The organism is Streptococcus sp. 2018162 (genome assembly GCF_019754175.1).
GTDB classification, from domain to species: Bacteria; Bacillota; Bacilli; order Lactobacillales; family Streptococcaceae; genus Streptococcus; species Streptococcus hashimotonensis.
This window is the reverse complement of record NZ_JAIJZP010000001.1, coordinates 424,312-439,055: the sequence shown is the minus strand read 5'-3', so window position 1 is coordinate 439,055 and position 14,744 is coordinate 424,312. Positions and strand designations below refer to the sequence as shown.

The window sequence follows — 14,744 nt, the reverse complement described above, 5'->3', positions numbered from 1 at the left end:
GCTATTTAATATATTGCCGGAAACAAGTCGGATTGACGACAATATCACGGAACTTTCCGCTAGCTACTCCCTCGATTTGTTAACTATTATATCAAAAATCCCGAGAAATTCAAGAATATTTTTCTGGAAATAAGGGATTATTTCCACGAGATTTCCAAATCATAGGAAGCAAAAACTTGCTGGTTCTCCAATCCCTTTAATTCATATTGCAACTGGACACTTTGATCCGAATGGTTTAATTGGTAACGTTTTGTATCGGTCACAAAATGCTGGATTCCTAACGGTGTAGGAATGGTCACAATAGCTTCTTTACCAGAAATGAATCGCATAATAGACTTCGGAGTGGAAAAGCGTGTCATCACTAACTCTTCTTCGTCACATTTTATGACAACTTTTTCAGCTTCATCGTTACTATAAATGAGATAGAGAGTGCCATCTTTTTCCTTAACTTCCACTTGAAATTGCTGATCAACTACCTCAATCTGCCCATCCAAATCAATTTCATTTCGTAAATAAATATCCATAGGTCCTCCTACTATTTTTTAATCCTAGTAACAAAGGAAGAACGAAGCAGAGTAAAGCCTGTATACGCTGCAATGAAGACTACCAAAATTTTTAAATTATTAATATCCAAATTTGATAAGAAGAAAGCGGCTGTCAAAACACCCAGCACCCCACCGACAATGATTCCTGGAACTCCTGGCCAGTTTACTCGTCCTGATTGGATAAACTGCTTGGCACCCGCTGTCATAATCATAGCAGCATTCAACATCATAACTGGAAGAGCAACCGCTGGACTAATTCCCATCAATGAGAAGAAGATTAACTCAGGAGCATAGTTACCCAGTCCCATACTCATCAGCATTCCCACCATAAAATCAAAGGCAATACCAACAGCCAGTTTCCAACCAGTTAAGCCCTTTACTTCATTGGTAAGATCTGCGCCAGGGTTAGTAATCATGCGATAGACCATGAAACAGGCTGCAATAATTAGCAAAATCCCAAGAATTCGTTGAACTTTCTTTGTATCCCATTTTTGAGTTACCTTGGCACCAATAAAGGCACCTGTAAATGCCGCTACTGCCATAGCAATCAGAGTGACCATGTCAACCTCAACTATCGTAATAAACAATAGCGCCTCTACTAAGACTGGTATGATGTGCGCCGTTGTCATGGTCGCAGGAATTTTACGATCGTCTTCCACCAACTTTGTCAGTTTAAACATAGTGGTTGTCGTTGCAAAGGTTCCAATCCCCAAGGTGTCTAGCAAATCAGTAACATAACCGATACCAAACCCTGTCCAAAATTTCTCTTTTAGAGAAATATCGTGCTTTTTAGCATAGGATAGAATTGTGTAAAGCATCCAAAGAATCAGGGCTATAATAAAAACCTGAATAGTTAATAAGATAATTTGATTATTCATTTCTCCATTATACCAAAAGATTCCTTTGGATACATAGCAATATCCTTGTGTTTTAGAAAAATCAGGAATTTATCTCCCTTTTTTGTTATAATAAAACTATGATAGAAAAAGTATTTCGCGATCCAGTTCATAACTATGTACATGTTGATCATGAGCTGATTTATAAACTTATCAATACAAAAGAATTTCAGCGACTACGCCGCATCAAGCAACTAGGGACTACTTCCTATACCTTCCATGGTGGCGAGCATAGCCGCTTTTCGCACTGCCTTGGCGCCTACGAAATCGCCAGACGGATTACTCAAAAATTTGAAGACAAGTATCCACAAATATGGGATACAAATGAGTCCCTACTGACCATGGTTGCTGCGCTACTCCATGATGTTGGACACGGAGCCTATTCTCATACCTTCGAGCGTCTATTTGATACAGACCATGAGGAAATGACCTGTGCTATTATTACTAGTCCAGAAACGGAAATCAATGCTCTGTTGAAACAAGTTTCGCCTGAGTTTCCAGACAAGGTTGCTAGTGTTATCAAACACACCTATCCAAATAAACAGGTCGTTCAACTCATTTCGAGCCAGATTGATGTTGACCGAATGGATTATCTATTACGAGATTCCTACTTCACAGGAGCGAACTATGGTGAATTTGACCTAACTAGGATATTACGTGTCATTCGACCGACAGAAAATGGAATTGCCTTCAAAGAATCTGGTATGCATGCAGTAGAAGACTACGTTCTCAGCCGCTACCAGATGTACATGCAAGTCTATTTTCATCCAGCAAGCCGCTCTATGGAAGTCCTATTGCAGAATTTACTCAATCGTGCCAAACTACTATATACTAGTGAACAGGAGTTTTTTGCACGAACTTCACCTCGGCTATTACCTTTTTTTGAGCATCGTATCCGTCTAACCGACTACCTCAGTCTGGATGATGGAGTTATGAATACTTACTTTCAATCATGGATAGATGGACCAGATCGTATTTTATCTGACTTAGCCCAGCGCTATATCAATAGGAAAGTGCTCAAATCCATCACTTTCAAGGCCGAAGAAGAGGAAGCTTTGGACCGCCTGCGTAGCCTGGTCGCAGATGTCGGGTTTGACCCAGAATACTATACTGCTATTCACCACAACTTCGATTTGCCGTATGACATTTACCGACCGAATGCAGAAAAGAAACGGACTCAAATTGAGATTTATCGCAAAGATGAAACCTTGGTAGAACTATCCTCTCTATCACCAATTGTTCACTCCCTATCAGGCACAATCCACGGCGATAGCCGTTTCTATTTCCCAAAAGAAATGCTAGAAGAAACAGGGATTTTCGCACCTCAAATAGCTGATTTTAACAGCCATATACATAACGATCATTTTATAATTGGAGAATCAAATGAGCATTAAACTTGTCGCCATCGATATTGATGGTACACTACTAAATAGTCAACACCAAATTACAGCTGAAGTACATTCAGCAATCCAAGAAGCAAAAAAAGCAGGCGTTAAAATTGTTATTGCTACTGGTCGCCCCATTTCCGGTGTTCAAGCAATTTTAGAAGAACTCAATCTTACAGAAGCAGGTGACTACGTCATCACTTTTAACGGTGGCTTAGTCCAAGATGCAGCAACTGGTGAGGATATTGTCAAAGATACCTTGACTTATGAGGATTATCTCGACATCGAATCTGCCGCCCGTAAACTCAAGCTCCCAATGCATGCCAGCACCAAGGAAGGTATCTATACTGCCAACCGTAACATCGGTAAATACACCATTTACGAATCAACACTAGTAAGTGCACCCATTTTCTATCGCACTCCTGAAGAAATGGCTGACAAGGAAATCATCAAAACAATGATGGTTGATGAGCCAGAAATTCTTGATGCTGCTATTCCACTTCTACCGACCAGCTTGACTGAAAAGTACAACGTAGCAAAATCAGCACCATTTTATTTGGAAATCACCCCTAAAACTGTTAACAAGGGACAAGCTATCATTCATCTAGCTGAGAAGCTTGGACTAACAATGGATCAAACTATGGCCATCGGTGACCAAGAAAATGACCGTCCAATGTTGGAAGTTGTTGGTAATCCTGTTGTCATGGAAAACGGAAATCCTGAACTGAAGAAAATCGCCAAATACATTACGAAGTCAAATGATGAGAGCGGTGTAGCCCACGCTCTGAGAGAATGGGTACTGAAATAGCCTCTTAAAATATCAAAAAAAAGCATCGGATTCAAAATCCGATGCTTTTTGTTATAGTCTTTTAGTTTACTTTTAGTACTAGGCAACGAGCTGCAGACAGCTTGTACAGTCGAGTGACTGTGCAAGGTTGGAGATAGCACTTGCGGAGCAAGTCACCCCTGAAGAGTACGGCAAAGCGAGTTCACACAATCCAGTGGAGTGTGTGAAGTTGGAAATAAGGAAACGGAGTTTCCTCTTACTTCGAAGTAATAAAAGAAAAACTAAATGACTATATTAGAAGTTCAACAAAGCCAAGAAACTTTCTGCTTCAAGTGATGCACCACCAACAAGCGCACCGTCAACGTCTGGACATGCCATGTATTCAGCAACGTTTGATGGGTTTACAGAACCACCGTATTGAACGCGAACCTTGTCTGCAACTTCTTGACCGAAATCAGCAGCAACAACGTCACGAACAGCTTTACACATGTTTTGTGCATCATCTTTAGTAGCTGATTTACCAGTACCGATTGCCCAGATTGGCTCATAAGCAATAACAAGTGATGCTACTTGTTCAGCAGTCAAGTCTTTCAAAGCTGCAGAAACTTGTGCACCTACAAATTCTACTGCTTTACCAGCTTCGTAAGTTTCAAGTGACTCACCACAACAGATGATTGGAGTCAAACCGTTACGGAAGATTGCATGAGCTTTTTTATTAATATCTTCATCCGTTTCGTGGAAGTAATCACGACGCTCTGAGTGACCGATAACAACATAGTTAACACCCATTTCAGCCAATACTTTTGGAGATGTTTCACCAGTGAAGGCACCTGCATCTTCAAAGTAGCAGTTTTGAGCAGCAACTTTCAATTCAGAATCTTTAGCGAACCACAAAAGAGCGTTCAAATCTACAGCTGGAGCTGCGATAGCTGCTTCAATTTTGTCGCCAGCAGGCAATTTTCCTGCAATTGCCTCAACGAAAGCTTGTGCTTCTTGAGGATTTTTGTTCATTTTCCAGTTACCGGCAATGATTGGTTTACGTGACATTTCACTTACCTCTTCTATATTTATTGTACAAGGTACATTATAGCATAAACTTAGCTAAGATTAAAGAATTTCTGTGCATTTTATGAATACTTACAGAAAAACTCTCTACCCGAAAGTAGAGAGTTACAATTAAGTTGTCTGACTATAATTGTTATTTCTGGGAACTCAATCGAATTAAGCTTCGATTTCTGTAACCATACCTGAACCAACAGTACGTCCACCTTCACGGATAGAGAAAGTAGTACCTTGTTCAACGGCGATTGGGTGGATCAATTCAACGTCGATAGTAACGTTATCACCAGGCATTACCATTTCAGTACCTTCTGGCAATTTGATTGAACCAGTTACGTCAGTTGTACGGAAGTAGAACTGTGGACGGTAGTTGTCGAAGAATGGAGTGTGACGTCCACCTTCTTCTTTAGTAAGGATGTAAACTTCACCTTTGAATTTAGTGTGTGGGTTGATAGAACCTGGTTTAGAGATAACTTGACCACGTTCGATTTCATCACGTTGTACACCACGAAGAAGCACACCAACGTTATCGCCAGCAAGACCTTCGTCAAGTTGTTTACGGAACATTTCAACACCAGTAACAACTGCTTTAGATTTTTCTTCTTGAAGACCAACGATTTCGATTTCGTCGTTGACACGAACAGTACCACGGTCGATACGTCCTGAAGCTACAGTACCACGACCAGTGATTGAGAATACGTCCTCGACTGGAAGCAACAATGGTTTGTCAGTGTCGCGTTCTGGTTCTGGAATGTACTCATCAACTGTGTTCATCAATTCCATAACGATGTCTTCGTACTTAGAGTCACCTTCAAGAGCTTTAAGAGCTGAACCTTGGATAACTGGAAGATCATCACCTGGGAAATCGTATTCTGAAAGAAGGTCGCGGATTTCCATTTCAACCAACTCAAGCAATTCTTCATCGTCAACCAAGTCAACTTTGTTCATGAAGACGATAAGGTGTTTAACACCAACCTGACGTGAAAGAAGGATGTGCTCACGAGTTTGTGGCATTGGACCGTCAGTTGAAGCTACTACAAGGATCGCACCATCCATCTGAGCAGCACCAGTGATCATGTTTTTAACGTAGTCCGCGTGTCCTGGAGCGTCGATGTGAGCATAGTGACGTTTTTCAGTTTCGTACTCAACGTGTGCAGTGTTGATAGTGATACCGCGCTCGCGCTCTTCTGGAGCAGCATCGATAGACGCATAGTCTTTAGGTTGGTTAACTGATGAAGGCAAGCGACGTGCCAATACAGTTGTGATAGCTGCTGTCAAAGTAGTTTTACCGTGGTCAACGTGTCCAATTGTACCAATGTTAACGTGTGGTTTACTACGATCGTATTTTTCTTTTGCCATTTTGGTAAAAGCCTCCAATAAAATATATTTTATAGATAGACAGTAGGCAATACAGTCTAACTTTACCTTACTATTCTATCAAATTGTAGCAGAATTGCAAGCATTTTCTATCGTTTTTTATTTTATCCATGTTCTGCAAGGGCTATTAGCTTCGCTCATAACCTTTTTTATCATCCCATTTTAACCTATTACTCAACTAAAAACACCTCACTTCCGTAGGAATATTGATGTTACCATAGCTACAAGGTGCCACAAATACGAGACTACTGCAACAGACCTTTCTCCGTTCAGTCATCCTACGACTCCCTGGCAAGCCTCTTGCTATAGGTGTTGAAAATATATTGACTATTTTCACTTAATGATGCAGTTGATAATAAGGCTGAATAGGAATGGACGCGCCAATACTAGAAGAATAAATCCAGTCCTTGCCTTCCAACTGAGCAAAGTCTTCTGCTTTTCCTGTTAGGATAATGCCTGCGAACTCCAACTGATCAATCTCTTCTTGTTTGGTAAAGTCGGTGTTACCAAACTTATCGACAAAGGCTTGCAAGTCATCCACAGGTATGTCCAAATACTGCGCTCGTTTCTGATCTCCCGATTCTAAGAACTCTTTCATATAGTCCATACCTGACATATAGTCTCCAGGCATATCCGAAAAGACCAGTTGAATATCCTCTGGATCTAACCCCAAAAGCTGCTCTGGACGATAGTGATAGGTATTTTGTTTCCCTTCTGTCCCTATCCAATACCAATTTTGCTTGAGGTTGCTAGGAATCATCTCCTTGATTTTTGCCAAGCTGTACTTCTTATCAAAGGAAATAGCCACTTCTACTAGTTGACCGCTCATTTCTCTTAGATAAGGCAATTCTTTAGCAATCTCTGACTCACTCCACACGATCTGATTCTTATTGTAAAAAACAGGTACCTTGGTATTGGTTGTATGATCATATAGGTATTTGAGGGTATTCCCAGGTATATGCTGGGCAAAGTCATAATGACTATCAAACAGGTCATAGTAAATTTCATGCTGACCAAAAGCCATTGGGACACCGTCTAAATCCTTGTACAAATCGAAGTAGAGCTTTCCAGAAACATAACTTGTGCTTTGGATTTTAATGCCATCATGATTTATATTTGGATAGGCGATTTCCATTAGCATCGTTTGTTCCCACACCTCACGACCTTCTCGTGCACCGACAATTATTTTTACGGTTTGAACGCCAATCAATAATAAGATAAAACCGATGAGCGATGATAGCCCTATTGTCTTCCATAAATTCTTCCGCTTACTCTTTTTTGTCACTTCTTCAAAAGTCTTCATAGTCATATCCTCTCTCTTCTAATGCTTTCCTTAACTGTTTGCGTCCTCGGTAAAGGCTGATTTTCACCCAACTTTGACCAGCACCTAAAATATGCGCAATCTCCTTGATACTCATATCTTGGAAATAATAGAGGTCAATCACCTGCTGGTACTTACTGGGCAAACCTTCCACCGCTTGATAGAGTTCCTCATAGCCTTCTTGGTCATAGACCAAAAAATTTTCAGGTCTAAAAAAATCCTTTTGTAAAATTTCATGGTAGCATTTGTCTCGCCTGTATTTGTCAATGTAGGCCCGAACTGCAGAACGGTAAAGCCAAGCTCGTAGTTTTTCGAAAGGAAGGACAATATCAGATTCAAGCAATTTGACTAGAACATCTTGGGCAATATCCTGACTGTCAGCTGGGCTGGCTCCTGATTTTTGCAGATAGTAGGAAATCTCCTCTGCAATACCAATAATTTCTTTTTCATATTGATCCAGTTTGGTACTCATACTCAATGAAAATCAAAAGTAGCCTAGGAAACGAAGCCGAAGATAGAACTGGAGTTCATCAAGGCAAGTTGACAACGGATAATTTTGATTTTCGAAGAGTATTATCTCCTCCTTTCACTGATAAAATAAATAAGGGATAATTTGGTTACGCTTTCTTATAATTATTATATATTTTTAGAATAGAAAAAAACAACCTCCGAAGAAGTTGTTTTATGCCTATTAACCTGAGTTGCGCAAACCTGTCGCCACACCATTGATGGTAATATGAATGAGATTCTCTTGTTCTTTGCTCAATTCTCCACGACGAAGACGATGAATTAATTCAATCTGAATATAGTTGAGCACATTGAAATAAGGCATGCGATAATCAAGACTGGCTTTTAGGAACGGTAGTTCTGCTAAAAGCTCATCATTTTGCTCGATTGATAAAATGATTTCTTTGGTCAACTGCCATTCATCTAAAATAAGATGGAAGATATTTCGTACCTCTTCGCTTTCACACATTTTAGCATATTCAAATGCGATATTCATATTGGATTTAGACAATACCATATCCACGTTTGATAGAAGTGAACGGAAGAATGGCCAGGATTCGTACATTTTTTGTAACTTAGACAAATTATCAGGGTGCTTATCAATAAAGCGTTTGAAACTTGAACCAACTCCATACCAACCTGGCAACATAACACGGTTTTGTGACCAGGAGAATACCCATGGAATCGCACGCAAACCACCGATTTCTGTGATGGTTTTTCGAGCCGCTGGACGTGAGCCAATGTTCAGACTTGATACTTCACGAATTGGACTAGCGGCAAAGAAATAATCATAAAAATGTGGATTATTGAACACAAGATCTCTATAAATACGATAGCTATCTGATACAATTTCATCCATGGTTTCGCGATAGCCATCGATTTCATTTGGATCGGTAATCATTTGTGTGACCATACGGTCAAGCGTTGCAGATACCAGCATTTCTAAATTATAGTAGGCTGCGTCTTTGTTACCGTATTTATTGCCTATCACTTCGCCTTGTTCTGTCAAACGAAGTCGGTCCTTGATGGAACCAAATGGCTGAGATGTAATCGCATCGTAGGAAGGACCACCACCACGACCAACAGTACCACCACGACCGTGGAAGAAGGTGATGTTTACTCCGTAGTCTTGACCAATTTGCGTCAATTCATTCTGTGCTTTGTAGAGTGTCCAGCCGGAGGATAGGTAGCCACCATCCTTGTTGGAATCTGAGTACCCAAGCATGATTTCTTGGTAGTATTTATTGCCTGCAATCCAACGTTTCGCTAAATCTAATTGCAGATATTGACGCATGGTATCAGGTGCATTATCTAAGTCCTCAATTGTCTCAAAAAGTGGAACAATCTGAACACGGGCCTTATCGACATCTACTAGACCAACTTCTTTTAATAGGACAGCTAATTCCAGCAAATCAGAAACACTCTCCGAGTGTGAAATAATATGTTGCTTGATGATTTCTTCACCTAGCTTATCTTTCAATTCACGCGCAGCAGCAAAGATAGCCAATTCTTTTTCTAATTGTTCTGACTTTGGCATGTGCGTTGCAGAAAGAATGCGTGGATCAGTTTCCAACTGTTTCAAAAGAACATGGCATTTAGCTTCCTCAGATAAACGGGAGTAGTCTTCTACGATACGGGCAGAAGCCAATAATTCCGCAACACTTGCTTCATGAATAGAAGAGTCTTGGCGCATATCGATACTAGCTAGGTAGAAACCAAACGCTTCAACCGCTTCAAGTAATTCTGTAAAATCACCTTTCAATAGCGCCATAGATTTATTTTCAATCAAAGATTGTTTGATGGCTAATAAATCAGCTTTAAACTCGGCTACATTACTATAGCGAACATCTGACGGCTTATTGTGAACTAGATAATCTCTTGTATTTGCAAGTTTCATCTGAATATAGTGAAAAGCACGACGATAAGGCTCATTTTCACGGTAGACAGAACTATCTTCAGATAAATCCGCCAGCATCTTAACCGCTGTAGATACATTCACAATGGAAGTTGAGAGCGAAAAATTCCGATAGAGTTTATAGAGTTGCTCATCGTAATAATTCATAATGACTTCACACTGAGTCAAGGCTGACAGCTTCAAGGTCTCCGCAGTAACAAATGGATTCCCATCACGGTCTCCCCCGATCCACATCCCCATTGTAATTGGACGAGGGTTATTTAAGGCGATTCCTTTCTCAGCGGCCAAACGTTTGTATTCCCGCTGCAACTTAGTGACAGCCTTAATAAAGGAAGAATTGTAATACTCCATAACGTTTGTGATTTCGTTGGTTACCTTCAACTTCTTCTCACGAATCATATCCGTCTGCATGATAATTTCAATGTAACAACGGAGCTCATCTTCCCATTTGTTTTTATTGAGCAAGCCCAATTTTACATCGCGATAACGACGAAGCAACTCATGAATATGCTTGGTTAAATCAAGCATAGACTGGCGTTGAACCTGAGTAGGATGGGCTGTCAAGACTGGAACAACATTCAACTTTTCAAGGATTTCAGCTGCATTTTCTTGTTTGGAAACCATATCAATTGTTGTTGAAATCTTGCCAAGATAGTCTTGATCAATATTGTTTTGATGGTTGATTTCATAGGCCAAGTCAACATCTTCTGATATATTAATCAAAAGTGGCAAAACAGCAAAGTATCTAGAAATAACTGCTAGTTCATCATTATTCAACTGACTGATAATAGCAATCAATGCCTGATAATCATCCTGACGAGACAATTGAGATAATTCTACAATTTTAGCAAAAGTCTCTGCAGGCATCATTTGAGCTGCTACTTCTTCCAAAATAGATGTTAGAATCGTTACTTCTTCACGGATTGCTTCCTTGTTGTTATAGTTTTCTAATTTTTGAATAGCCATCTCCTACCTCTTTCCTATCTCTAAATTAGCGTACGCTCTATTTCTTCTTCAATTAATCGACGTTTTTCACTAGCATCAATATTCAGAACAAACCCTATCCCGATGGAAATAATCAAAAGACTCGATCCCCCCTGTGACAAGAAGGGGAAAGTTACCCCCGTTGCAGGAATAATTCCTGAAATTCCTCCGATATTGACAAATGTTTGAATCAGAAGCATACCTGCCATTCCAAGTGCCATCATCGCATTAAATGGACTACGAGCACGGACGCCTACAATAATAATTCGAATAATCAAAAAGAACAATAAGGCTAGAATTAAACTAGCTCCGACAAAACCGAGTTCTTCAATGACAATCGAAAACGCAAAGTCGGTGTGGGCCTCTGGTAGATACCCCTTTTTCTCAATCGAATTTCCCAAGCCACGTCCAAGCCATCCACCGTTACTCATCGCATAGTAAGAATGAGTCAATTGAAGACCTGAGTTGGTGGCATTACCAAATGGATCAAAATAGGCCGCAAAACGACGAGCAATATAACCAAAGAGCGGAATTTTTTCCACCGTTTCTACACCCAAAATACGAATCGTTCCTAGAATAACTGTTGAGGCGGCCACAATTCCCAAAACCGCTGTTGAAAACCAGCGATAGGCAATCCCACTCACACTGATCATCACGACCATAATCAGCACAATAATCGTCGCATTCCCCAAGTCTGGCAGTGTCGCAACTAGACCAAGGAGGAGCAGACTGACCACCCGCCAATCTGTAAACTCTTTCGGAATCCAACTTCCTTTAATCAACGATACATAGTCATAAGTCCGAATATCCGCCTGTTGTTTTGCAAACTCATGTGCCAGATACCAAATGATAATTAATTTCAAATATTCTGCCGGCTGCAAGGTTCCTGCGATCGGCAGAGGAATCCAGCCATGAGCCCCGTTAATCGGAGGAAACAACCGAGAAATAGCTAACAGAAATACTTCTACCAAAATAACCGAATAGATAACGGCTTTCTTGCGTAAAAAACTTAATTTCATACGATAAATCGTATAGATTGCTACCAAGCTGACAATCCAGAATCCTGCCTGGTTAATCACTGTTCTAAATGGATTTCCACCATTAATAATTTGCGTAGCACTGGTTGTCGAATAGACCATGACCAACCCAATCACCGATAAGATGAGATAGGGAATCAGTATGGAGTAATTCAACAACTGGCGTTTGTCAATCTTCATTGCTTATCCAACCTTCTTCGAGTATAGCTCTTATTATAGCATACTTTGTATAAAAATACTTATCACTTTCTAAGTTGCTCTGCAAACATTCGGAACTAACTTTTGTCAACAAGAAAAAGGCCGAAGCCTTTCATATCTATTCAAATGTTTCAAGATAAAATTCAATTTCATCCCCATTCGCAACTGTAAGGTCTTTCGCCCCTTTATCAGCCATTTGGCCATTAACTTTATACATCCAGTATGTATTGGTACTCGCATCTTGGCTAACACCATCAATTTCTGTTATCAAACCATTGTCTTCTACAATGTCATGATGTTCTTTAAGTACATCCATGACACTATCACCTTCTTCCGCAGTAACTTCCTGACGATTCTCTTTGTCCTTGGTTGTAATCTGCAAAGTGACTTCAATAGCCGAGTTGCTCTGTTTCTCAGTAGTGTTTGTACAAGCAGCCAAGAAGAGCGAGAAGACAACCGTCAACATAATACTAATTTTTTTCATTTATAAAATCTCCTAAAAATATAATCAATAATTGGATAAAACAAAACTGTTGAAGCAGCGTGTAAACTATCAAAGACTAGACCATTAAGCCAGAAGACGATAGGGGAAATCCCAAACTGTGTAGCAGATAAAAAACTTATCGTTAGCCCATACAAAAAGACAAGAATCCCCGCCAGAAGACTCTGTAGCCACAAGGGAATGCTCTCTTTTTTGATAGAAGGACCAATTGCCAACCACCATATAAATTGGATGAAAGCAAAACTAAGAACTTGCCACAAAACAACTGTTCCAAATCCAAAAAGCAAGCCACTCCCTACCATCGCTAGTATCATCAATGTCCAGCTCTCCAGCAAACTGAAATAGGACAGAACAATGAGGAAAATAGCCGTAAGAGGCTTTATATTGGGAAACGGCCCAAAAACCACCCTTAAAACAATCGTCAAAGAGGACAGAACAACTAGCTGACTAACACATCTTACTTTTTCACTTTTGTCATGCATACCAATTTAGCCTACCTTATTCCCTTTATTATGTCAAGTTCAGATAATCTTTTACTATTTCTTGAATCGTATTTTTTTGATTTTTTCATGATTTTACGGTAGAATTGAGGAGATGAGAAAGAAACTAAATCCGATGATTGTTGTTGGTTTTTTCCTATCCTTCTTTGCTCTTATTTTCATCACTGGGGTGACTGGAAATACTGTAAATAAGACGGAGGTAGCTAACGAACCCGCAGTCACACAATCAAACACCAGTACAAGTTCTAAACCAACAAATTCTAGCTCAAGTTATTACATTGCAAATGCGCTCGAAATGAAACCTATCGTCGACGTTTCTGCTTGGCAGAGACCTTCTGAAATTGACTACGATACCCTTAGCAAAAATATTTCTGGCGCAATCGTTCGTATTCAAAGTGGATCACACACTAAAAACGAAAATACAGCGACTGATAAAAACGGGTTAGATAAATCCTTTGATACCCATATTAAAGAATTCCAAGCAAGAAATATCCCTGTTGCTGTCTATGCCTATGTCACGGGAAATAGTATTGAGAGCATGCAGGAGGAAGCTCGAAGCTTTTATAAGGCCGCAAATAAATACAAGCCGACCTTCTATTGGTTAGACGTTGAAGAATATACCATGGATGATATGAATGCTGGAGTGGAGGCTTTTCGAAAAGAGTTAGAAACTCTCGGTGCTAAAAACATTGGAATTTACGTTGGAACCTATTTCATGGAAGACCACAGCATCAATGTGGATAAATTCGATGCAGTCTGGATTCCTACATATGGTGATGATTCTGGCTACTACAATGCCGCTCCAAATACTGATTTGGATTACGATCTTCACCAATACACATCACGTGGGTATGTCAACGGATTTGAACACCATTTGGATTTAAATCTCATTACTACACTCAAAGATCCTAACGAAGTTTATCAGAAACTATTTACAACACCCGAATAAAATGATACTATTTTACTAATTACATATACACAAAGGAGTGCTTCGGCTGAGATCGCAACTGCGAAATCCTCGAACCTGATCTAGTTAAAACTAGCGTAGGAATTGTGTGCTTTATAGAATGATACTATACTCTGCTATAAAGACTCCTTTGTTGACCATCTACAGAGGAGTCTTTTTATGTCCACATCAAAATTACCCATCCTAGCCGAAATCGCTATCTTTTCTGCAATTGCCCTCGTCTTTGACAAAATCCCGCTCTTTACAATGCCCCAAGGTGGATCCGTGTCTTTAGTCATGCTTCCAATCTTACTGCTTGCTCTACGCCATGGACTAGGGGTAGGGGTTCTTACTGGTAGTATTGTCGGAACTATTCAACTTTTCTACGGTGGCTACTTCCTAAACTTTTTTCAAGTTTTTCTTGACTACACACTTTCTTACGCCGGAATTGGTTTAGCAGGTTTAGTGGCCCCCACCCTATCCAAACAAAAAGATCTTAAAAATGCTACTCTCATCATTACTCTGGCTAGTTTTCTAGGAGGAAGCATCCGATTGATAGCCACCTTCTTATCAGGAATTATTTTCTACGCAGACTACGCCCCAGATGGTATGCCTGTCTGGTTCTATTCCTTTACCTACAATATCAGCTATATTCTTCCTTCCACTGCAATTGCCTCTATTCTGCTCATTTTACTCTATAGAGCAAGACCAGTTTTTTACAATCTTTAATCAAAACTGCCTGCTGGATTTTATCTAACAGGCAGTCTTTTTAATTATTTTTACTT

Annotated in this window: 15 protein-coding genes and 1 riboswitch; of the genes, 5 read left to right on the top strand and 10 right to left on the bottom strand. The window is 40.0% G+C overall.

Translation table 11 applies throughout. The annotated features are described in order from the left end of the window. Positions 1-137: 137 nt before the first annotated feature. Together K5Q22_RS02100 and K5Q22_RS02095 are read right to left on the bottom strand one after the other, a co-directional pair. Positions 138-524 (bottom strand): DUF1934 domain-containing protein, encoded by a 387-nt coding sequence (locus K5Q22_RS02100; protein ID WP_205013279.1) that lies wholly within the window; start codon positions 522-524, stop codon positions 138-140. Between the two features lie 11 nt (positions 525-535). Beyond that, positions 536-1,423 (bottom strand): sulfite exporter TauE/SafE family protein, encoded by an 888-nt coding sequence (locus K5Q22_RS02095; protein WP_205013280.1) that lies wholly within the window; start codon positions 1,421-1,423, stop codon positions 536-538. 98 nt (positions 1,424-1,521) lie between these two features. On the opposite strand from K5Q22_RS02095, the gene K5Q22_RS02090 reads away from it, so the two are divergent. Together K5Q22_RS02090 and yidA are read left to right on the top strand one after the other, a co-directional pair. Then, on the top strand, positions 1,522-2,835 hold the full coding sequence (locus K5Q22_RS02090; protein WP_002936179.1) for an HD domain-containing protein: 1,314 nt from the start codon (positions 1,522-1,524) through the stop codon (positions 2,833-2,835). Continuing rightward, on the top strand, positions 2,825-3,634 hold the full coding sequence (gene yidA, locus K5Q22_RS02085) for a sugar-phosphatase (RefSeq protein WP_024377408.1): 810 nt from the start codon (positions 2,825-2,827) through the stop codon (positions 3,632-3,634). The genes K5Q22_RS02090 and yidA overlap by 11 nt, the downstream gene beginning before the upstream one ends. A gap of 273 nt (positions 3,635-3,907) precedes the next feature. Here the strand turns inward: yidA and tpiA are convergent, their stop codons facing one another. From tpiA to K5Q22_RS02065, 4 genes are all read right to left on the bottom strand, one after another. Beyond that, entirely contained in the window at positions 3,908-4,660 is a 753-nt protein-coding gene (gene tpiA, locus K5Q22_RS02080; protein WP_004298713.1) for a triose-phosphate isomerase, read from the bottom strand. Between the two features lie 174 nt (positions 4,661-4,834). Then, positions 4,835-6,031, bottom strand: a complete 1,197-nt coding sequence (gene tuf / locus K5Q22_RS02075) for an elongation factor Tu (RefSeq protein WP_012775011.1) — start codon at positions 6,029-6,031, stop codon at positions 4,835-4,837. Positions 6,032-6,386: 355 nt separating this feature from the next. After that, positions 6,387-7,358: an anti-sigma factor gene (locus K5Q22_RS02070; protein WP_205013281.1), complete on the bottom strand. Its 972-nt coding sequence runs from the start codon at positions 7,356-7,358 to the stop codon at positions 6,387-6,389. Beyond that, positions 7,339-7,842 carry an RNA polymerase sigma factor gene (locus tag K5Q22_RS02065; protein WP_205013282.1) on the bottom strand — a complete coding sequence of 168 codons (504 nt, stop codon included), beginning with the start codon at positions 7,840-7,842 and terminating at the stop codon, positions 7,339-7,341. Before K5Q22_RS02065 ends, K5Q22_RS02070 begins: the two co-directional genes overlap by 20 nt. A gap of 5 nt (positions 7,843-7,847) precedes the next feature. Between K5Q22_RS02065 and K5Q22_RS09695 the strand changes: the two genes are divergently transcribed. Then, on the top strand, positions 7,848-7,982 hold the full coding sequence (locus K5Q22_RS09695; RefSeq protein WP_260619255.1) for a hypothetical protein: 135 nt from the start codon (positions 7,848-7,850) through the stop codon (positions 7,980-7,982). Positions 7,983-8,061: 79 nt separating this feature from the next. Here the strand turns inward: K5Q22_RS09695 and ppc are convergent, their stop codons facing one another. From ppc to K5Q22_RS02045, 4 genes are all read right to left on the bottom strand, one after another. Further along, positions 8,062-10,758, bottom strand: a complete 2,697-nt coding sequence (gene ppc / locus K5Q22_RS02060) for a phosphoenolpyruvate carboxylase (protein ID WP_205013283.1) — start codon at positions 10,756-10,758, stop codon at positions 8,062-8,064. Positions 10,759-10,778: 20 nt separating this feature from the next. Next, a complete protein-coding gene (ftsW, locus tag K5Q22_RS02055; protein ID WP_011922075.1) occupies positions 10,779-11,993 on the bottom strand; it encodes a cell division peptidoglycan polymerase FtsW in 1,215 nt (404 codons plus the stop codon). 136 nt (positions 11,994-12,129) lie between these two features. Continuing rightward, positions 12,130-12,495: a DUF4430 domain-containing protein gene (locus K5Q22_RS02050; protein ID WP_024418011.1), complete on the bottom strand. Its 366-nt coding sequence runs from the start codon at positions 12,493-12,495 to the stop codon at positions 12,130-12,132. Next, on the bottom strand, positions 12,492-12,827 hold the full coding sequence (locus tag K5Q22_RS02045; protein WP_239514812.1) for a preprotein translocase YidC: 336 nt from the start codon (positions 12,825-12,827) through the stop codon (positions 12,492-12,494). Before K5Q22_RS02045 ends, K5Q22_RS02050 begins: the two co-directional genes overlap by 4 nt. A 280-nt stretch (positions 12,828-13,107) precedes the next feature. Here K5Q22_RS02045 and K5Q22_RS02040 point away from each other — a divergent pair, with 280 nt between their 5' ends. After that, complete coding sequence (locus K5Q22_RS02040; protein ID WP_024406698.1) at positions 13,108-13,962, top strand: glycoside hydrolase family 25 protein; 855 nt, start codon at positions 13,108-13,110, stop codon at positions 13,960-13,962. A gap of 23 nt (positions 13,963-13,985) precedes the next feature. Continuing rightward, positions 13,986-14,081, top strand: a riboswitch (TPP riboswitch). 58 nt (positions 14,082-14,139) lie between these two features. Further along, positions 14,140-14,688 carry an energy-coupled thiamine transporter ThiT gene (gene thiT / locus K5Q22_RS02035; RefSeq protein WP_205013285.1) on the top strand — a complete coding sequence of 183 codons (549 nt, stop codon included), beginning with the start codon at positions 14,140-14,142 and terminating at the stop codon, positions 14,686-14,688. The last annotated feature ends 56 nt before the right edge of the window (positions 14,689-14,744 follow it).